This is a genomic window from Streptococcus sp. A69 (assembly GCF_058556195.1).
Genome location: NZ_JBZUJU010000002.1, coordinates 560,993 through 578,988 on the forward strand (window position 1 = coordinate 560,993; position 17,996 = coordinate 578,988).

Annotated in this window: 20 protein-coding genes; 16 read left to right on the forward strand and 4 right to left on the reverse strand. The window is 40.4% G+C overall.

The features are described 5' to 3' along the window. Positions 1 to 204: 204 nt before the first annotated feature. The gene (locus tag AC4ME5_RS06745; protein ID WP_084939181.1) at positions 205 to 945 is read left to right on the forward strand and encodes a MerR family transcriptional regulator; all 741 of its coding nucleotides are present in this window, start codon (positions 205 to 207) and stop codon (positions 943 to 945) included. 28 nt (positions 946 to 973) lie between these two features. Here AC4ME5_RS06745 and AC4ME5_RS06750 read toward each other — a convergent pair whose 3' ends face one another. Genes AC4ME5_RS06750 through AC4ME5_RS06765 form a run of 4 tightly spaced genes read right to left on the reverse strand, consistent with a single transcriptional unit; the run spans position 974 to position 4,059 of the window. Next, complete coding sequence (locus tag AC4ME5_RS06750) at positions 974 to 1,429, reverse strand: 8-oxo-dGTP diphosphatase (protein WP_084939180.1); 456 nt, start codon at positions 1,427 to 1,429, stop codon at positions 974 to 976. Positions 1,430 to 1,439: 10 nt separating this feature from the next. Continuing rightward, positions 1,440 to 1,961 (reverse strand): DUF1697 domain-containing protein, encoded by a 522-nt coding sequence (locus tag AC4ME5_RS06755; RefSeq protein ID WP_084939179.1) that lies wholly within the window; start codon positions 1,959 to 1,961, stop codon positions 1,440 to 1,442. 13 nt (positions 1,962 to 1,974) lie between these two features. Next, on the reverse strand, positions 1,975 to 3,156 hold the full coding sequence (aao, locus tag AC4ME5_RS06760) for an aminoacetone oxidase (protein WP_491800391.1): 1,182 nt from the start codon (positions 3,154 to 3,156) through the stop codon (positions 1,975 to 1,977). A 57-nt stretch (positions 3,157 to 3,213) separates the two neighbouring features. Further along, a complete protein-coding gene (locus tag AC4ME5_RS06765) occupies positions 3,214 to 4,059 on the reverse strand; it encodes a DegV family protein (RefSeq protein WP_045617453.1) in 846 nt (281 codons plus the stop codon). 124 nt (positions 4,060 to 4,183) lie between these two features. Here AC4ME5_RS06765 and AC4ME5_RS06770 point away from each other — a divergent pair, with 124 nt between their 5' ends. The 15 genes from AC4ME5_RS06770 to AC4ME5_RS06840 all read left to right on the forward strand — a co-directional run bounded on the left by AC4ME5_RS06770 (position 4,184) and on the right by AC4ME5_RS06840 (position 17,966). Then, positions 4,184 to 4,741: a TetR/AcrR family transcriptional regulator gene (locus tag AC4ME5_RS06770; protein ID WP_000003897.1), complete on the forward strand. Its 558-nt coding sequence runs from the start codon at positions 4,184 to 4,186 to the stop codon at positions 4,739 to 4,741. Between the two features lie 18 nt (positions 4,742 to 4,759). Then, entirely contained in the window at positions 4,760 to 5,227 is a 468-nt protein-coding gene (locus AC4ME5_RS06775; RefSeq protein ID WP_000136986.1) for a deoxycytidylate deaminase, read from the forward strand. Positions 5,228 to 5,315: 88 nt separating this feature from the next. Beyond that, positions 5,316 to 5,945 carry a uracil phosphoribosyltransferase gene (gene upp / locus AC4ME5_RS06780; RefSeq protein WP_000515972.1) on the forward strand — a complete coding sequence of 210 codons (630 nt, stop codon included), beginning with the start codon at positions 5,316 to 5,318 and terminating at the stop codon, positions 5,943 to 5,945. A 173-nt stretch (positions 5,946 to 6,118) separates the two neighbouring features. After that, positions 6,119 to 6,709, forward strand: coding sequence for an ATP-dependent Clp protease proteolytic subunit (locus AC4ME5_RS06785; protein WP_061588314.1), 591 nt, complete (start codon positions 6,119 to 6,121; stop codon positions 6,707 to 6,709). Between the two features lie 78 nt (positions 6,710 to 6,787). Next, on the forward strand, positions 6,788 to 7,057 hold the full coding sequence (locus AC4ME5_RS06790) for a YlbG family protein (RefSeq protein ID WP_000462130.1): 270 nt from the start codon (positions 6,788 to 6,790) through the stop codon (positions 7,055 to 7,057). Between the two features lie 88 nt (positions 7,058 to 7,145). After that, complete coding sequence (locus AC4ME5_RS06795) at positions 7,146 to 8,306, forward strand: ABC transporter substrate-binding protein (RefSeq protein WP_491800392.1); 1,161 nt, start codon at positions 7,146 to 7,148, stop codon at positions 8,304 to 8,306. 119 nt (positions 8,307 to 8,425) lie between these two features. Continuing rightward, the gene (locus AC4ME5_RS06800; RefSeq protein WP_007517552.1) at positions 8,426 to 9,295 is read left to right on the forward strand and encodes a branched-chain amino acid ABC transporter permease; all 870 of its coding nucleotides are present in this window, start codon (positions 8,426 to 8,428) and stop codon (positions 9,293 to 9,295) included. A 3-nt stretch (positions 9,296 to 9,298) separates the two neighbouring features. Next, a complete protein-coding gene (locus tag AC4ME5_RS06805; protein WP_000856264.1) occupies positions 9,299 to 10,255 on the forward strand; it encodes a branched-chain amino acid ABC transporter permease in 957 nt (318 codons plus the stop codon). After that, positions 10,255 to 11,019: an ABC transporter ATP-binding protein gene (locus AC4ME5_RS06810; protein ID WP_491800393.1), complete on the forward strand. Its 765-nt coding sequence runs from the start codon at positions 10,255 to 10,257 to the stop codon at positions 11,017 to 11,019. Before AC4ME5_RS06805 ends, AC4ME5_RS06810 begins: the two co-directional genes overlap by 1 nt. Continuing rightward, positions 11,019 to 11,729, forward strand: coding sequence for an ABC transporter ATP-binding protein (locus AC4ME5_RS06815; protein ID WP_021164650.1), 711 nt, complete (start codon positions 11,019 to 11,021; stop codon positions 11,727 to 11,729). The genes AC4ME5_RS06810 and AC4ME5_RS06815 overlap by 1 nt, the downstream gene beginning before the upstream one ends. 340 nt (positions 11,730 to 12,069) lie before the next feature. Continuing rightward, on the forward strand, positions 12,070 to 12,726 hold the full coding sequence (locus AC4ME5_RS06820) for a CBS domain-containing protein (RefSeq protein ID WP_000268646.1): 657 nt from the start codon (positions 12,070 to 12,072) through the stop codon (positions 12,724 to 12,726). A 110-nt stretch (positions 12,727 to 12,836) separates the two neighbouring features. Beyond that, positions 12,837 to 13,932 (forward strand): peptide chain release factor 2 gene (prfB, locus tag AC4ME5_RS06825; RefSeq protein ID WP_141553778.1). Its coding sequence is split into 2 segments (ribosomal slippage): positions 12,837 to 12,908 and positions 12,910 to 13,932, totalling 1,095 coding nucleotides; the frame shifts between segments, so codons are not numbered across the junction. Between the two features lie 17 nt (positions 13,933 to 13,949). Then, positions 13,950 to 14,642 (forward strand): cell division ATP-binding protein FtsE, encoded by a 693-nt coding sequence (gene ftsE / locus AC4ME5_RS06830; protein ID WP_000022271.1) that lies wholly within the window; start codon positions 13,950 to 13,952, stop codon positions 14,640 to 14,642. Further along, positions 14,635 to 15,561 carry a permease-like cell division protein FtsX gene (ftsX, locus tag AC4ME5_RS06835; RefSeq protein WP_000625557.1) on the forward strand — a complete coding sequence of 309 codons (927 nt, stop codon included), beginning with the start codon at positions 14,635 to 14,637 and terminating at the stop codon, positions 15,559 to 15,561. The genes ftsE and ftsX overlap by 8 nt, the downstream gene beginning before the upstream one ends. Before the next feature lie 218 nt (positions 15,562 to 15,779). Then, a complete protein-coding gene (locus tag AC4ME5_RS06840) occupies positions 15,780 to 17,966 on the forward strand; it encodes a PTS transporter subunit IIBC (RefSeq protein ID WP_491800394.1) in 2,187 nt (728 codons plus the stop codon). Positions 17,967 to 17,996 lie beyond the last annotated feature (30 nt).

Here is a 17,996-nt window from a genome sequence, read left to right on the forward strand (position 1 = left end):
TTGTCAAATAGCCTTCTCTCAATGGCTCTTTATGAGCCTTTTGTTTGATTGATAGACTTGACTATCCTATCATGTTTTCTGATGTCTGTCAAGAAAACCATTTTCAAGTTTTCACACCTTTCTCAAAAAGTTAAAAATTTTTCGCAAAAACACTTGACTCTGACCTAAGGGGAGGGGTTATACTATGCTTGTAAGGAGGAAATCATGTACCATATAAAAGAAGCTGCGCAGCTTTCAGGTGTCTCTGTTAAGACTCTGCATCACTACGATAAGATAGGGCTCTTGGTTCCCTTAAAGTTGGAAAACGGCTATCGAACCTATAGTAAAGAGGATTTGGAACGCCTTCAGGTTATTCTGTATTATAAATATCTAGGTTTTTCTTTAGAAAAAATAGCAGAGCTGTTAAAGGAAGAAAGGGCAGATTTATTGCCCCATTTGACTAAGCAGTTGGAGTATTTGACTCGAGAAAGGCAACACCTGGATACCTTGATTTCCACCTTGAAAAAAACCATTCAAGATCAAAAAGGAGAAAGAAAAATGACTATTGAAGAAAAATTCACTGGATTTAGCTATCAAGACAATCAAAAATACCACCAAGAAGCGGTAGAAAAATATGGTCAAGAAGTCATGGATCAAGCCTTCGAACGCCAAAAAGGTCGTGAAGATGAGTCTACGGCCGCCTTTAACCAAGTTTTTCAATCCTTGGCACAAAACCTTCAAGCTGGTTTACCTGCAACAGCAATTGAAAACCAAGAGCAAGCTGTCAAGCTCTTGCAAGCCATTCGTACTTATGGATTTGACTGCTCTATTGAAGTCTTCGGACATATCGGTAAAGGCTACGTCTGCAACCCAGAGTTCAAGGAAAATATTGACAAGTTTGGATCTGGTACAGCCCAGTACACATCAGATGTCATTGCAGCTTACGTTCGAACAAATGCAGAATAAATAGGCTAGGAATTTCCGAGCCTATTTTTTACTTCAAATCATAAAGCCAGTCTTCGCCGTCTTTGTAGTAGAAGAATTCACTCAGATCCTCTTCTACAAATACACGAAGCATATCAGACATATCATTAGTAGCAAGTTTTAGATGAGATAGATTGTCAAAATCCTCCCACCAAACCTTCCCTTCGTCTGAAGACTGGAGTTCACCAGTAAAGAGTTCTGTCTTGTAAAAAAGGACAACATAACGGTAATCCTCATCATCATACCAATCTTTGATACCACAGAGTTGGGGTTTGGAAATGGTCAGACCCGTTTCTTCTCTCACTTCACGAATGACAGCATCAACAAAGGATTCGCCGCGTTCAACATGCCCGCCAGGAAAAGTAATGCCAGGCCAGTCAGGACTAACTCGGTCTTGGACCAGAACCTTGTTTCCGTATTTAATCATGCACATGTTGACAAATTCGACTGACTCTCTTCTGTTCATTTTCTTTCACTTATTTTGTTAGTAATTTTTCTACTACATTCAGTTTTCGCATGGTCAGATCAACGCCAAATAGCTTTTCAAGATAGTTGGTATTGAGCTTTTTTCGTTTTGCAGTTCTAGGGAGATAGAGGTAAAGACAATGGTTACCGATACAAATTTCTTCTTCACCGTGATCAATTTTTAATTTTTCTAAAGGGAGACTTTGAATAGATTCTTGATAAAAAATCACGTGTATACGGTCATAAAGATAGTGTTCTCCAAACGGGTTTTCTTGGACAATTTTTGTAAAATCACTTTTATTCTTGATTATCATTTTTAAGTCAGCACCAATTTTATTCTTTATTAGAGCATGAACCTGTTCTCGTATTTCTTCTAGGGTTAAGTCACTTTCAAGAATGATATTTCCACTTTGAATATAGGTTCGGACGTGTTGAAACCCAGTTTCTGTCAAAATATCTACCAAATAAGACATTTTCGGGATAGCATTTTTTCCATTAGGAGTAACGCCTCTTAGTAAAATAATATGTTCCAAAGGGCTTCCTTTCTTATTTGGTACTTATTGGATTTGAGCCTGCCACCCAGCCGGTGCAGAGGGCAGAAGTGATGTTAAAGCCACCCGTGTGGGCATTGATATCCAGTACCTCGCCTGCAAAGTGGAGACCAGGTACCAGCTTACTTTCCAGAGTTTTGGGATTGATTTCCTTGAGACTGACACCGCCTTTGGTGACAAAGGACTTGGCAAGAGACATTTTTCCAGTCACAGGGATTTTGAGAGCCTTGATGGACTGGAGAAGTTGTTCGCGTTCCTTTTCAGTCAGTTGTTTGACTTTTTCAGGATAGCCTTGCACCAAAAATTCTGCCAAGCGTTCCGGAAGCAAGGTTTTTAAAGCATTTTTCAAGGATTTTTCCCGATTCTCTTCTAGAAATGCAGCCAAGTCCTTCTCAGAAAGTTGAGGCAAAACATCGAGTGAGAGAACCTCTCCGCCCTTGACAAAGCTAGACATACGTAGGGCAGCAGGGCCGGACAAACCAAAGTGGGTAAAGAGTAGATCATGAGTGATGACATGCTTGCCATAGCTTAAGGTCACATCATCCAGCGAAATTCCCTGCAAGGCCTTATGTGGAAGATCTGTCAATAAAGGACTTTCAGCTGCCTCAAGCTCTGTAATGGTGTGCTTAAAATGACGGGCAATCTCGTGACCAAAACCAGTCGAACCAGTCGAAGGATAAGATTTGCCACCTGTTGTAACAATCAGCTTATCACAAGTGAAGCTTTGGTCTGCGGACTTAAGGACAAAATGGTCGTCTATCTTTTTAACCGAAACAATCTCTGTTTGAGTAGCAATTTGCCCACCAAGTTCAATGATTTTCTTCTCCAAGGCTTCGATAATGGTCCGAGATTTGTCAGTAGCAGGAAAGACACGGCCGTGGTCCTCAACCTTTAGTTTAACACCGTTTTCCGTGAAAAAGTTGATGATATCCTGGTTATCAAACTGGGAAAAGACACTGTATAGAAAGCGTCCATTTCCAGGGATGCCAGCTAGTAGGTCATCTAGACTTCCATTGTTAGTTACATTGCAACGACCACCACCTGTACCAGCTAATTTTTTTCCGAGTTTCCGATTTTTTTCGATGAGAAGGGTTTTCTGACCATAAAAGCTACTGGAAATCGTAGCCATCATACCAGCAGGCCCTCCACCGATGACAATAGTATCAAAATGTTTCATAGATTTATTGTACCACAAAAAACAAGAGATGCTTGGCATCTCTTGTTGCTAATAATCTTAGTTGATTTCATATCCCATCAACAAACCGCCATCTTCTGCATAAAAACTGCAAAGACCAGAGGTTGGGAGAATTTTGATATTGGCTTGTGGGAAGGTTTGGATCAAGCGTTCTGACAATTGTTGACAGAATTTTTCATTGCTGCGATGCGCCATGACGATACGGCCACCAGCGTAGCCAGCTTTGATGAGTTCTTCATAGGCTGCTTGAAGGGATTTTTTGGATCCACGAGCTTTTTGGAGCAGTTCTAAGGTTCCAGTTTCACTTGCTTCCCCGACCATACGGATGTTGAGAAGACCAACAACTGTACCGATAAGTTTGCTCAAACGGCCATTTTTAACCAAGTTATCGACCTTAGCAAGGACAAAGAGCAACTTTGTTTTTTCTTGGTAGGCTGTGATAGCTTCAACAATCTCCTCATAAGAAAGTCCTTGATCAATCAATTCATTGATTTTTTCGACAATCAAGTCAACTTCCCCACCCGCAGATAAACTATCAATAACATGAATCTGAGTGTCAGGATGTTCTTCAAGGTAGATATTTTTAGCGAGCTGTGCACTATTATGGCTACCAGAAAGAGTACCAGTAATGGTAACGACAAAGATATGCTTGGCATCTTCAAATGCACGCAAGTAATCATCCGGACTAGGACAGGCAGATTTTGAAGCCTCAGAAGTTGCATACATGGTTCGCATCATGTGGTCAATGTTGAGATTGGCATCATCTATAAAGACCTGATCAGATACTTGAATGGTCAAAGGAACACTAACAAATTCAGTATCAATAGCAGGAGTTGCCAGTTGACGATAATCACAACCAGAGTCAGCTACAATCTTCCACGTCATAGAAATTCTCCATCTTTGTCACTTATACATTGACAAAGGTTCTGTCTTTTTTTACAATTATATCATGAAAGCCCTTGAAACAAAAGTACCACCTCTCTGTTGTCACAAGTAGAAAGAAATTGTTATGTCTGAACGTAAAATATCCGAAAAATCTCTTGAAAATCTCAGAAAATCAAATCAAGAATCCAATTTCTTGACCAGAGAAGCGATTGAGACTGCTCTTTTGCAACTTCTAGAGAAAAAGGACTTGGCAAAGATTAGTATTTCAGAGTTGGTCAAGAGGGCAGGTGTCTCTCGCGCCGCCTTCTATCGTAACTATGACTCTAAAGAAGAGATTTTGGAAAGTGTCTTTAAACGCAGTGTCCATAATATCATGGAACAGCTCAGCCACTACGATGTTAAAACGGACCTTTATTTGGTTTGGGTTCACCTTTTCCGCGCAGCCAAGAAAGAAGCCAAGGTTATCCAACTTGCTCTGGACTATCATTTGGAAAAGATTTTTGTCCAAGCCATGCAGGAATTTCTAGAAAAATACCACGGAAAGTCAAAAGGCGTTAGCAGCTACCTTCATTCCTTTTGGAGCTCTGCCATCGTATCGGTTCTGCTTAAATGGATTAAGGATGGCATGAAGGTTCCAGCTGAAAAGATTGCGGATTTACGCTTGCCATTTTTCAAAAAATAGAGAACAAGGAGAAGACTTATGACAGAAAAAAGACTGGCTTGGGACGAGTACTTTGCAGCCCAGGCTTTACTGATTGCCAATCGTTCGACCTGTAAACGTGCCAAAGTGGGAGCTGTCCTAGTTAAGGACAATAAAGTCATTTCAACAGGCTACAATGGTTCCGTATCAGGAACGGAGCACTGTATTGACCACGAATGTCTGGTCATAGAAGGTCACTGTGTCCGAACCCTTCACGCCGAGGTCAATGCCATCTTGCAAGGGGCCGAACGAGGGGTTCCAAAGGGATTTACAGCTTATGTGACCCACTTCCCTTGTCTCAACTGTACAAAACAACTCTTACAAGTCGGTTGCAAACGCGTGGTTTATATCAACCAGTACCGAATGGATGACTATGCCCAGTACCTTTATCATGAAAAAGGCACTGAATTAACCCATTTACCATTAGAGACTGTTCAGACAGCTCTTCAAGAGGCAGATTTGATTTAAAAATTAATAAAAATAAATGGTTTAGACAGCTTTTTAAACCGTTTTTTGATATAATAAGAAGAATAAATTGAAAGAAGGAATTCAGAAAATGGGAAAAATTGAAGTCATTAATCATCCACTCATTCAACACAAATTGTCAATCTTGCGTCGTACAGACACTTCTACAAAAGCTTTTCGTGAGCTAGTAGATGAGATTGCAATGTTGATGGGATATGAAGTACTTCGTGATCTTCCACTTGAAGACGTGGAAATCGAAACACCTATCACAAAGACCGTTCAAAAACAATTGGCTGGTAAAAAATTGGCGATTGTCCCAATCTTGCGTGCAGGTATCGGGATGGTAGATGGTCTCTTGAATCTGGTTCCAGCAGCAAAAGTTGGACACATCGGTATGTACCGTGATGAAGAAACCCTTCAACCAGTTGAATACTTGGTGAAATTGCCTGAAGATATTGACCAACGTCAAATCTTTGTCGTTGACCCAATGCTTGCAACAGGTGGCTCAGCAATCTTGGCTGTAGATTCGCTTAAAAAACGTGGCGCATCCAATATCAAGTTTGTCTGCCTAGTATCTGCTCCAGAAGGAGTGAAAGCCCTTCAAGAAGCACACCCAGATGTAGAAATTTTTACTGCGGCCTTGGATGAACGCTTGAACGAACACGGTTATATCGTTCCAGGTCTTGGAGATGCTGGAGACCGCTTGTTCGGTACCAAATAAAATCCCAAAGTAAATATTGAAACTAGAAGTTCGTTTTTGACTTGAAAGGAGGTTGAGTTTTTGTTTCTGTTTAGAGAATAGAGCAAAAATTTGACCTTTTTTGACCAAAAAGATATAATAGTTCTGTATTGAGTCGTATGACTAAGAAAATTTAACATTAAAAGGAGAAATGAATGATTCCTGTAGTTATTGAACAAACAAGCCGTGGAGAACGTTCCTATGATATTTACTCACGTTTACTAAAAGATCGTATCATCATGTTGACTGGACCAGTTGAAGACAACATGGCCAACTCCGTTATCGCCCAATTGCTCTTCTTGGATGCCCAAGACAGTACAAAAGATATTTACCTTTATGTAAATACTCCGGGTGGTTCTGTTTCAGCTGGTTTGGCAATCGTTGATACCATGAACTTTATCAGGGCAGATGTCCAAACCATCGTGATGGGGATGGCGGCCTCAATGGGGACTATCATTGCATCAAGTGGAGCAAAAGGCAAACGTTTCATGCTTCCAAATGCAGAGTACATGATTCACCAACCAATGGGTGGTACAGGTGGTGGTACCCAACAAACCGATATGGCAATCGCTGCAGAGCACTTGCTTAAAACTCGTAAGACTTTGGAGCAAATTCTTGCAGATAACTCTGGTAAAACAGTTGAGCAAATTCATGTAGACGCAGAACGTGATTACTGGATGAGCGCCCAAGAAACACTTGAGTATGGTTTTATTGATGAAATCATGGTCAACAATTCTTTGAGCTAACCAAGCTAAAAAGCAAACTCGACGGGGTTTGCTTTTTTTGATATAATAGGAGAAGATTTCTTAGAAAGAGGATTTATCATGTTTGAAAAGGTCAATCGATCAGGATTAATCATCTATCTTTACTATAATCGGGATGCAAAGAAACTTCAGGAATACGGTGACATCTGTTACCATTCTAAGAAGCATCGTTACTTGCAGCTCTATGTTCCAACTGAGGAGTTAGATGACTTAGTAGAGAGATTAGGTAAGGAAAGATTTATCAAGAAAATTAGGCGGTGTCACATTCAAGAGTTAGAAACTCCCTTTGTTGGGAATCTCTATCGAAATGAAGAAAACGTTATCATTTAAAAAAAGTGAATAAAAAGGTTGACAATTTTCTGATAATTCGGTATATTCTTAACATACTATTTTTGAAACAACTATAAGGAGATTAAAAATGAAGAAAAAATTTGCCCTATCTTTTGTGGCTCTTGCTAGCATAGCTCTTCTCGCTGCCTGTGGAGAGGTCAAGTCAGGAGCATCAAATACAACTGGTAACCCAGTAGACGAAAAGACTATCAAAATCGGATTTAACTTTGAAGAAACAGGTGCCGTAGCAGCCTACGGAACATCTGAACAAAAAGGGGCCCAACTTGCCGTTGATGAAATCAATGCAGCAGGTGGTATCGATGGAAAACAAATCGAAGTTGTAGACAAAGACAACAAGTCAGAAACTGCCGAAGCAGCTTCTGTTACAACGAACCTTGTAACCCAATCAAAAGTGGCAGCCATTGTGGGACCTGCGACATCTGGTGCAACTGCTGCAGCTGTAGCTAACGCTACCAAAGCAGGAGTGCCATTGATCTCACCAAGTGCTACTCAAGATGGATTGACTAAAGGTCAAGATTACCTATTTATCGGAACATTCCAAGATAGCTTCCAAGGGAAGATTATTTCAAACTATGTGACAAACAAATTGAATGCTAAGAAGGTTGTTCTTTATACTGACAATGCTAGTGACTATGCTAAAGGTATTGCTAAGTCTTTCCGTGAAACCTACAAGGGTGAGATTGTAGCAGATGAAACGTTTGTAGCAGGTGATACAGACTTCCAAGCAGCCCTTACTAAAATGAAAGGGAAAGAGTTTGACGCTATCGTTGTCCCAGGCTACTACACAGAAGCAGGTAAAATCGTAAATCAAGCCCGTGGTATGGGAATTGATAAACCAATCGTTGGTGGTGATGGATTTAACGGTGAAGAATTTGTTCAACAAGCGACAGCTGAAAAAGCATCAAACATTTACTTCATCTCAGGATTCTCAACTACAGTTGATGTTTCTGAAAAAGCTAAAGCTTTCCTTGAAGCATACCGTGCTAAATATAATGAAGAACCTTCAACCTTCTCAGCCTTGGCTTATGACTCAGTTTACCTAGTAGCCAATGCTGCAAAAGGTGCTAAAAACTCAGGTGAAATCAAGGATAACCTTGCTAAAACAAAAGATTTTGATGGTGTAACTGGTCAAACGAGCTTTGATGCTGACCACAATACAGTGAAAACTGCTTACATGATGACCATGAACAATGGTAAAGTAGAAGCAGCAGAAGTTGTAAAACCATAACATTAGAATAGTAGTTGAAATAGGGAATGAGCCTTTGACTCACTCCCTGTTTCGGTGTTTATGAACTTGTGAAAATGATGAAATTTTCTAAAAAATAACGATAGAAAAGAGTGAATGCTATGCTCCAACAACTTGTGAATGGTTTAATCCTGGGTAGTGTTTATGCACTTTTGGCCTTGGGTTATACCATGGTTTATGGAATTATCAAACTCATCAACTTCGCCCACGGTGATATTTATATGATAGGTGCCTTTATTGGTTACTTTTTGATTAATTCCTTCCAAATGGATTTCTTTTTAGCTTTGATTATTTCAATGGCAGGAACCGCACTACTTGGTGTTGTGATTGAATTTCTTGCTTACCGTCCTTTGCGACACTCTACACGTATTGCCGTATTGATTACTGCCATCGGGGTGTCTTTCCTACTGGAATACGGAATGGTTTATCTAGTAGGTGCCAATACTCGTGCCTTCCCTCAAGCAATTGAAACAGTCCGCTTTGACTTGGGACCAATTAGCTTGACAAATGTTCAATTGATGATTTTAGCAGTTTCTGTACTGTTGATGGTTTTATTGCAATTAATCGTCCAAAAAACAAAAATGGGGAAAGCCATGCGTGCGGTATCAGTTGATAGTGATGCAGCTCAATTGATGGGAATTAATGTAAATCGTACAATCAGCTTTACTTTTGCTTTGGGTTCAGCCCTTGCTGGTGCGGCAGGTGTCCTCATTGCCCTTTACTACAACTCTCTTGAACCTTTGATGGGCGTGACTCCAGGTCTAAAATCATTCGTTGCAGCCGTACTTGGTGGTATCGGGATTATTCCTGGTGCAGCTCTAGGGGGATTTGTGATTGGCTTGTTGGAAACTTTTGCTACTGCCTTTGGTATGTCTGATTTCCGTGATGCTATAGTTTATGGGATCTTGCTTTTGATTCTGATTATTCGTCCTGCAGGTATCCTTGGTAAGAATGTGAAAGAGAAGGTGTAAACAATGAAGACAAATCTTAAAGTAAATATTCTCTGGTTATTCCTTCTGTTAGCGGGTTATGGATTGATTAGCGTACTGGTTTCTGTTGGTGTTCTCAATCTATTCCATGTTCAAATTTTAGAACAAATTGGGATTAATATTATCCTTGCAGTAGGTTTGAACTTAATCGTTGGTTTTTCAGGACAATTTTCACTCGGTCATGCAGGTTTTATGGCGATTGGGGCTTATGCAGCAGCGATTATTGGTTCAAAATCACCAACCTATGGTGCCTTCTTTGGAGCAATGGTCTTGGGTGCCTTGATTTCTGGTGCAGTTGCTTTGCTTGTTGGGATTCCAACTCTACGCTTGAAGGGGGACTATCTGGCTGTTGCAACACTAGGTGTTTCAGAAATCATCCGTATCTTTATCATTAATGGTGGCAGTTTGACCAATGGTGCCGCTGGTATCTTGGGTATTCCAAACTTTACCAACTGGCAAATGGTTTATCTATTTGTGGTGATCACAACTATTGCAACTCTCAACTTCTTACGTAGTCCAATCGGACGCTCTACTCTATCTGTTCGTGAGGATGAGATTGCTGCAGAGTCTGTTGGGGTAAACACTACAAAGATCAAGATTATCGCTTTTGTCTTTGGTGCCATTACAGCAAGTATTGCTGGTTCACTTCAGGCTGGTTTTATCGGATCTGTTGTTCCAAAAGATTACACCTTTATTAATTCCATCAATGTGTTGATTATCGTTGTATTTGGTGGACTTGGATCGATTACTGGTACTATCGTTTCAGCGATTGTTTTAGGAATTTTAAATATGCTCCTTCAAGATGTAGCTAGCGTACGTATGATTATCTACGCTTTGGCTCTTGTATTGGTCATGATTTTCAGACCAGGTGGACTTCTTGGGACATGGGAATTGAGTCTATCACGTTTCTTTAAAAAATCGAAGAAGGAGGGACAAAACTAATGGCACTACTTGAAGTTAAACAATTAACCAAACATTTTGGCGGTCTAACAGCTGTTGGAGATGTCACTCTTGAATTGAACGAGGGAGAATTGGTTGGTCTGATTGGACCAAACGGGGCAGGTAAAACAACCCTTTTCAATCTCTTGACCGGTGTTTATGAACCAAGCGAAGGTACTGTGACACTAGATGGTCACCTCCTAAATGGGAAAACTCCCTACAAGATTGCTTCACTTGGTCTCAGTCGTACCTTCCAAAATATTCGTTTGTTCAAGGACTTGACAGTTTTGGAAAATGTTTTAATTGCATTTAGCAATCATCATAAACAACATGTCCTTGCGAGCTTTCTACGCCTACCAGCTTTTTATAAGAACGAGGAAGAATTAAAAGGCAAAGCTTTGGACTTGCTGAGGATCTTTGATTTGGATAGTGATGCAGATACTCTTGCTAAGAATCTAGCCTATGGTCAACAACGTCGATTAGAAATTGTTCGTGCTCTGGCAACCGAACCTAAAATCCTCTTTTTGGATGAACCGGCAGCTGGGATGAATCCTCAAGAAACAGCTGAATTGACAGAATTGATCCGTCGTATCAAAGATGAATTTAAAATTACCATCATGCTTATCGAACATGACATGAATTTGGTTATGGAAGTCACTGAGCGTGTCTATGTTCTTGAATATGGTCGCTTGATTGCTCAGGGAACTCCTGACGAAATTAAGACGAATAAACGTGTTATCGAAGCTTATCTAGGAGGTGAAGCCTAATGCCTATGTTAAAAGTTGAAAACCTCTCTGTACATTACGGTATGATCCAAGCAGTTCGTGATGTGAGTTTCGAGGTTAATGAAGGAGAAGTTGTTTCCCTTATCGGCGCCAATGGTGCTGGTAAAACAACCATTCTTCGTACCCTTTCAGGTTTGGTTCGCCCAAGTGCTGGTAAAATTCAGTTTTTAGGAAAAGAAATTCAAAAGTTACCAGCGCAAAAAATTGTGGCAGGTGGCCTTTCACAAGTCCCTGAAGGACGCCATGTTTTTCCAGGTTTGACTGTTATGGAAAACTTAGAAATGGGAGCCTTTTTAAAGAAAGATCGTGAAGAAAATCAAGCCAACTTGAAAAAAGTCTTTTCACGTTTCCCTCGTCTGGAAGAACGTAAAAATCAAGATGCGGCAACTCTTTCAGGCGGTGAACAGCAGATGTTGGCTATGGGACGCGCGCTCATGTCTACACCTAAGCTCCTTCTCTTGGATGAACCGTCAATGGGACTTGCCCCAATCTTTATCCAAGAAATTTTTGATATCATTCAAGATATTCAGAAGCAAGGAACAACCGTCCTTTTGATTGAACAGAACGCTAACAAGGCCCTCGCTATCTCTGATCGTGGTTATGTACTTGAAACAGGAAAGATTGTCCTATCAGGAACAGGAAAAGAACTCGCCTCATCAGAAGAAGTCAGAAAAGCATACCTAGGTGGCTAAAACAATCCAGTGGATTGTTTTAGTCGGCAGATAAGGACTGCGCAAGCAATTCTCCTCTAGTCTGGGAGACTAGTTTAGGTTGCAGATGGAGATTACGAAGTAATCATCAATATAGTCCGGGGGACCTTTTTAGTCGGCATATAAGGATTGTAAAGAGATCTTCTAAGTGATGAAATAAAACCGAATGAGGATTGCTAATCCCTCATTCAGAGAGCTCGAAACCAGAGCTCTTTTTTGTAAAGAGATTAGATTTTTTAGTGTTTTGAAAAAAGCTGAAAGCGTTTGATTGATTGTGTAAGAAAGTGTATAATGAAAGTAGAAATAGAGAAGGAGAAGTCTCATGGCAGTTAAAGATTTCATGACCCGTAAGGTAGTTTATATCAGTCCAGATACGACTGTAGCACACGCAGCAGATTTGATGCGCGAGCAAGGTTTGCACCGTTTACCTGTTATCGAAAACGATCAATTAGTCGGATTGGTAACAGAAGGAACCATTGCGGAAGCCAGCCCATCTAAAGCAACCAGTCTCTCTATCTATGAGATGAATTATCTTCTGAATAAAACCAAAGTAAAAGATGTAATGATTCGAGATGTCGTGACTGTTTCTGGCTATGCTAGTCTAGAAGATGCAACCTATCTGATGCTGAAAAATAAAATTGGGATATTACCAGTCGTAGACAATCATCAGGTCTACGGCGTAATTACAGACCGCGATGTTTTTCAGGCTTTCTTGGAAATCGCCGGATACGGAGAAGAGGGTATTCGTGTTCGTTTCATTACAGAAAATGAAGTCGGAGTACTGGGAAAAATTGTAGCTCTAATCGTAGAAGAAAATCTAAATATCTCGCACACAGTTAATATTCCGCGTAAGGATGGCAAGGTCGTCATTGAAGTTCAAATTGATGGAAAAATCGATTTGACTTCATTAAAGGATAAGTTTGAAAAAGAAGGAATTCAAGTGGAGGAGATCACTCATACCTCTGCCAAAGTCCTTTAAATCAGAGGCTTTAGGGCCTCTTTTTTTCTGCCACAAAAAGCGGTGAAAAGCAAAATATGGAAAGAAATGAGAGATTATGGTATAATAAAACGATATGAAAAGGAGTATCTATGGACATTTCAGAAATTCGTCAAAAAATTGACGCAAATCGTGAAAAATTAGCTTCTTTCAGGGGGTCTCTTTGACCTCGAAGGCTTAGAGGAAGAGATTGCCATCTTGGAAAACAAGATGACAGAACCTGATTTTTGGAACGATAATATCGCGGCCCAAAAAACGTCGCAAGAATTAAATGAATTAAAAAATACCTACAATACCTTCCGTAAAATGGAAGAGTTGCAGGATGAAGTTGAGATTTTATTGGACTTCTTAGCAGAAGACGAGTCAGTCCATGATGAACTGGTCGAGCAGCTAACCGAGTTGGATAAGATGATGGCCAACTACGAGATGACCCTTCTCTTGTCAGAACCTTATGACCATAATAATGCCATCTTGGAAATTCATCCAGGATCTGGTGGTACTGAGGCTCAGGACTGGGGTGATATGTTGCTTCGCATGTACACTCGTTATGGAAATGCCAAAGGCTTTAAAGTAGAAGTTTTGGATTACCAGGCAGGTGATGAAGCAGGTATCAAGTCTGTGACCTTGTTTTTTGAAGGACCGAATGCTTATGGCCTACTTAAATCAGAAATGGGTGTTCACCGTTTGGTTCGTATTTCACCATTTGACTCTGCCAAACGTCGCCATACTTCATTTACATCCGTAGAGGTTATGCCTGAACTGGATGATACTATCGAAGTGGAGATTCGTGAAGATGATATCAAAATGGATACCTTCCGTTCAGGTGGTGCTGGTGGACAAAACGTCAATAAAGTTTCAACAGGTGTGCGTTTGACACACATTCCTACAGGAACTGTCGTCCAATCAACGGTCGATCGTACCCAGTATGGAAATAGAGATCGTGCCATGAAGATGTTGCAGGCTAAACTCTATCAGATGGAGCAAGAAAAGAAAGCTGCGGAAGTTGATTCCCTCAAAGGTGAGAAAAAAGAAATTACATGGGGAAGTCAGATTCGTTCTTATGTCTTCACACCTTATACTATGGTAAAAGATCACCGTACAAGCTTTGAAGTTTCCCAAGTAGATAAGGTTATGGATGGAGACCTTGATGGTTTCATCGATGCCTATCTCAAGTGGCGAATTAGCTAAGAAAGAAAGGAACTCATATGTCAATCATTGAAATGAGAGATGTTGTCAAAAAGTATGACAATGGAACGACTGCCCTGCGTGGTGTCTCTGTTACCATTGAACCAGGAGAGTTTGCCTATATCGTAGGACCTTCTGGGGCAGGTAAGTCAACCTTTATTCGAGCTTTATACCGAGAAGTAAAGATCGAAAAAGGAAGCCTATCAGTTGCAGGCTTTAATCTAGTTAAAATCAAGAAGAAAGATATCCCGCTTCTACGTCGTAGTGTCGGGGTTGTCTTTCAAGATTACAAACTCTTGCCTAAGAAAACGGTTTATGAGAATATTGCCTACGCAATGGAAGTTATCGGAGAGAATCGCCGTAACATCAAAAAACGTGTTATGGAAGTATTGGACCTAGTAGGTTTAAAACACAAGGTTCGTTCTTTCCCGAATGAACTCTCAGGTGGAGAACAGCAACGGATTGCGATTGCCCGTGCGATTGTAAACAATCCTAAAGTATTGATTGCTGATGAACCAACAGGAAACTTGGACCCAGATAATTCGTGGGAAATTATGAATCTGTTGGAACGCATCAATCTTCAAGGTACAACTGTTTTGATGGCGACCCACAACAGCCAAATCGTAAATACCTTGCGCCACCGTGTCATTGCCATTGAAAACGGCCGTGTCGTTCGTGACGAAGCTAAAGGAGAATATGGATACGATGATTAGTAGATTTTTTCGCCATTTATTTGAATCATTAAAAAGTTTAAAACGAAATGGCTGGATGACAGTAGCAGCAGTGAGTTCGGTTATGATTACCTTAACACTCGTTGCCCTGTTTGCATCTGTAATTTTTAATACAGCAAAACTGGCTACCGATATTGAAAACAACGTTCGTGTTATGGTCTACATTCGTAAGGATGTAGCAGATAACAGTGAAACGATTGAAAAAGAAGGTCAGACAGTTACCAATAATGACTACCACAAGGTCTATGATGCTTTGAAGGCGATGCCTGCTGTAAAAAGTGTTACCTTCTCAAGTAAAGAAGAACAATACGAGAAACTGACGGAAACAATGGGTGACGATTGGAAGGTCTTTGAAGGGGATGCAAATCCTCTCTATGATGCCTATATCGTCGATACAAATTCTCCAAGTGATGTTAAAACAGTAGCTGAAGAAGCGAAGAAAATTGAGGGAGTATCAGAGGTTCAAGATGGTGGAGCCAACACTCAACGGCTTTTTGAACTAGCTTCCTTTATCCGTGTTTGGGGATTGGTTATTGCAGGGCTCTTGATTTTTATTGCAGTCTTCCTCATTTCCAATACCATCCGTATCACCATTATTTCACGTAGTCGTGAGATTCAGATCATGCGTCTTGTTGGAGCAAGAAATGGTTATATCCGTGGCCCATTCTTGCTAGAAGGTGCTTTTATTGGCTTGCTTGGCGCAGCGATTCCTTCAGTTCTTGTATTCTTTGTTTACAATATCGTTTATCAATCGGTCAATAAATCCTTGGTAGGTCAAAACTTATCAATGATTACGCCAGATGTGTTTGTCCCTTTAATGACAGTTCTACTATTTGTAATCGGAATTTTCATTGGTTCAATTGGTTCAGGAATTTCGATGCGTCGATTCTTGAAAATTTAATTGGATATAAATGCAAATTGCAGAACAAATCAGAAAAATGATACATTTTTAAAAGAGAAGTTTTTGTAAACTTCTCTTTTTTCTTCTAAAAATTAAAAAAAGTAGACAATTTTTTTATAAAAGCCTTTACAAAAAAAAATAAAGTGGTATAATTGAATTATAAATAAGTGCAAACGTTTTCGTAAAACGTTTGCCTAAAAAATATAAAGGAGATTTGAATGATGAAAGATACATTCAAAAATGTCTTGTCTTTCGAATTTTGGCAAAAATTCGGTAAGGCATTGATGGTGGTTATCGCTGTTATGCCAGCGGCTGGATTGATGATTTCAATCGGTAAGTCGCTTGCATTGATTGACCCAAATCTTGCCCCACTTGTTATTACAGGTGGAATTCTTGAGCAAATCGGTTGGGGAGTTATCGGTAACCTTCATATTTTGTTTGCTCTTGCTATCGGTGGTAGCTGGGCTAAAGAACGTGCAGGCGGTGCTTTTGCAGCAGGACTTGCCTTTATCTTAATCAACCGTATCACTGGTACTATCTTTGGAGTTACAAGTGATATGCTGAAAAACCCTGAGGCTATGGTCACTACTCTCTTTGGAGGCTCAATCAAAGTTTCTGATTACTTCATCAGTGTTCTTGAAGCACCAGCATTGAACATGGGTGTTTTTGTAGGGATTATCTCTGGTTTTGTAGGGGCAACTGCCTTTAACAAATACTACAACTACCGTAAACTTCCTGATGCGCTTTCATTCTTCAATGGGAAACGCTTCGTACCATTCGTTGTCATCCTTCGTTCAGCTATTGCAGCAATTATACTTGCAGCTTTCTGGCCAGTTGTTCAAACAGGTATCAACAACTTTGGTATCTGGATTGCCAATTCACAAGAAACAGCACCTGTTCTTGCACCATTCTTGTATGGTACTTTGGAACGTTTGCTCTTGCCATTTGGTCTTCACCACATGTTGACTATCCCAATGAACTATACAGCTCTTGGTGGTACTTATGACATTTTAACTGGTGCAGCTAAAGGTACTCAAGTATTCGGTCAAGACCCACTATGGCTTGCATGGGTAACAGACCTTGTAAACCTTAAAGGTACTGATGCTAGTCAATACCAACACTTGTTAGATACTGTTCACCCAGCTCGTTTCAAAGTTGGACAAATGATTGGTTCATTTGGTATCTTGATGGGTGTCATCGTTGCTATCTACCGCAATGTTGATGCTGACAAGAAACACCAATACAAGGGTATGATGATTGCGACAGCCCTTGCAACATTCTTGACAGGGGTTACTGAACCTATCGAGTATATGTTTATGTTTATCGCAACACCTCTTTACCTAGTGTATGCTCTTGTTCAAGGTGCTGCCTTTGCTATGGCGGATATTGTTCACCTTCGTATGCACTCATTCGGTTCAATTGAATTCTTGACTCGTACTCCGCTAGCTATCAACGCTGGTCTTGGTATGGATATCATTAACTTTATCTGGGTAACTGTCCTCTTTGCAGTCATCATGTACTTCATTGCAAACTTCATGATTAAGAAATTCAACTATGCAACTCCAGGACGTAACGGAAACTATGAAACTGCTGAAGGAGCATCAGAAGATGCAGCTCCAGGAGAAACAAAAGTTGCAGCAGCTTCTCAAGCTGTAAATATCATTAACCTTCTTGGTGGTCGTGCAAACATCGTAGATGTAGATGCATGTATGACTCGTCTTCGTGTAACTGTTAAGGATGCAGATCGTGTTGGTACTGAGGAACAATGGAAAGCTGAAGGAGCTATGGGTCTTGTCATGAAAGGGCAAGGTGTCCAAGCTATCTACGGACCAAAAGCTGACGTATTGAAATCTGATATCCAAGATATCCTTGACTCAGGTGAAGTAATTCCTGAAACTCTTCCAAGCCAAATGACAGAAGCTCAAAAGAATACTGTACACTTTAAAGGTGTAACTGAGGAAGTTTACTCAGTAGCTGATGGTCAAGTTATTGCCTTGGAACAAGTGAAAGATCCAGTCTTTGCTCAAAAAATGATGGGTGATGGTTTTGCAGTAGAACCAGCAAATGGAAACATTGTATCTCCAGTTACAGGTACTGTATCAAGTATCTTCCCAACAAAACATGCACTTGGACTTGTGACTGAATCAGGTCTTGAAGTACTTGTTCATATTGGTTTGGATACTGTAAGTCTTGAAGGAAAACCATTTACTGTTCACGTTTCTGAAGGACAAAAAGTGGCTGCTGGTGACCTTCTTGTGACAGCTGACTTGGATGCTATCCGTGCAGCAGGTCGTGAAACATCAACAGTGGTTGTCTTTACAAATGGTGATGCTATCAAATCAGTTAAATTAGAACAAACAGGTTCTCTTGCGGCTAAAACAGCAGTTGCTAAAGTAGAATTGTAATATACTCGAGGTTGGAAGCTGTTTTCCAAC

Bases quoted from the DNA above. Each gene is read 5' to 3' on its own strand.
- AC4ME5_RS06745 (WP_084939181.1), top strand. From the start codon at position 205: ATGTACCATATAAAAGAAGCTGCGCAGCTTTCAGGTGTCTCTGTTAAG.
- AC4ME5_RS06750 (WP_084939180.1), bottom strand. From the start codon at position 1,429: ATGAACAGAAGAGAGTCAGTCGAATTTGTCAACATGTGCATGATTAAA.
- aao (WP_491800391.1), bottom strand. From the start codon at position 3,156: ATGAAACATTTTGATACTATTGTCATCGGTGGAGGGCCTGCTGGTATG.
- AC4ME5_RS06765 (WP_045617453.1), bottom strand. From the start codon at position 4,059: ATGACGTGGAAGATTGTAGCTGACTCTGGTTGTGATTATCGTCAACTG.
- AC4ME5_RS06770 (WP_000003897.1), top strand. From the start codon at position 4,184: ATGTCTGAACGTAAAATATCCGAAAAATCTCTTGAAAATCTCAGAAAA.
- AC4ME5_RS06775 (WP_000136986.1), top strand. From the start codon at position 4,760: ATGACAGAAAAAAGACTGGCTTGGGACGAGTACTTTGCAGCCCAGGCT.
- upp (WP_000515972.1), top strand. From the start codon at position 5,316: ATGGGAAAAATTGAAGTCATTAATCATCCACTCATTCAACACAAATTG.
- AC4ME5_RS06785 (WP_061588314.1), top strand. From the start codon at position 6,119: ATGATTCCTGTAGTTATTGAACAAACAAGCCGTGGAGAACGTTCCTAT.
- AC4ME5_RS06790 (WP_000462130.1), top strand. From the start codon at position 6,788: ATGTTTGAAAAGGTCAATCGATCAGGATTAATCATCTATCTTTACTAT.
- AC4ME5_RS06795 (WP_491800392.1), top strand. From the start codon at position 7,146: ATGAAGAAAAAATTTGCCCTATCTTTTGTGGCTCTTGCTAGCATAGCT.
- AC4ME5_RS06800 (WP_007517552.1), top strand. From the start codon at position 8,426: ATGCTCCAACAACTTGTGAATGGTTTAATCCTGGGTAGTGTTTATGCA.
- AC4ME5_RS06805 (WP_000856264.1), top strand. From the start codon at position 9,299: ATGAAGACAAATCTTAAAGTAAATATTCTCTGGTTATTCCTTCTGTTA.
- AC4ME5_RS06810 (WP_491800393.1), top strand. From the start codon at position 10,255: ATGGCACTACTTGAAGTTAAACAATTAACCAAACATTTTGGCGGTCTA.
- AC4ME5_RS06815 (WP_021164650.1), top strand. From the start codon at position 11,019: ATGCCTATGTTAAAAGTTGAAAACCTCTCTGTACATTACGGTATGATC.
- AC4ME5_RS06820 (WP_000268646.1), top strand. From the start codon at position 12,070: ATGGCAGTTAAAGATTTCATGACCCGTAAGGTAGTTTATATCAGTCCA.
- ftsE (WP_000022271.1), top strand. From the start codon at position 13,950: ATGTCAATCATTGAAATGAGAGATGTTGTCAAAAAGTATGACAATGGA.
- ftsX (WP_000625557.1), top strand. From the start codon at position 14,635: ATGATTAGTAGATTTTTTCGCCATTTATTTGAATCATTAAAAAGTTTA.
- AC4ME5_RS06840 (WP_491800394.1), top strand. From the start codon at position 15,780: ATGATGAAAGATACATTCAAAAATGTCTTGTCTTTCGAATTTTGGCAA.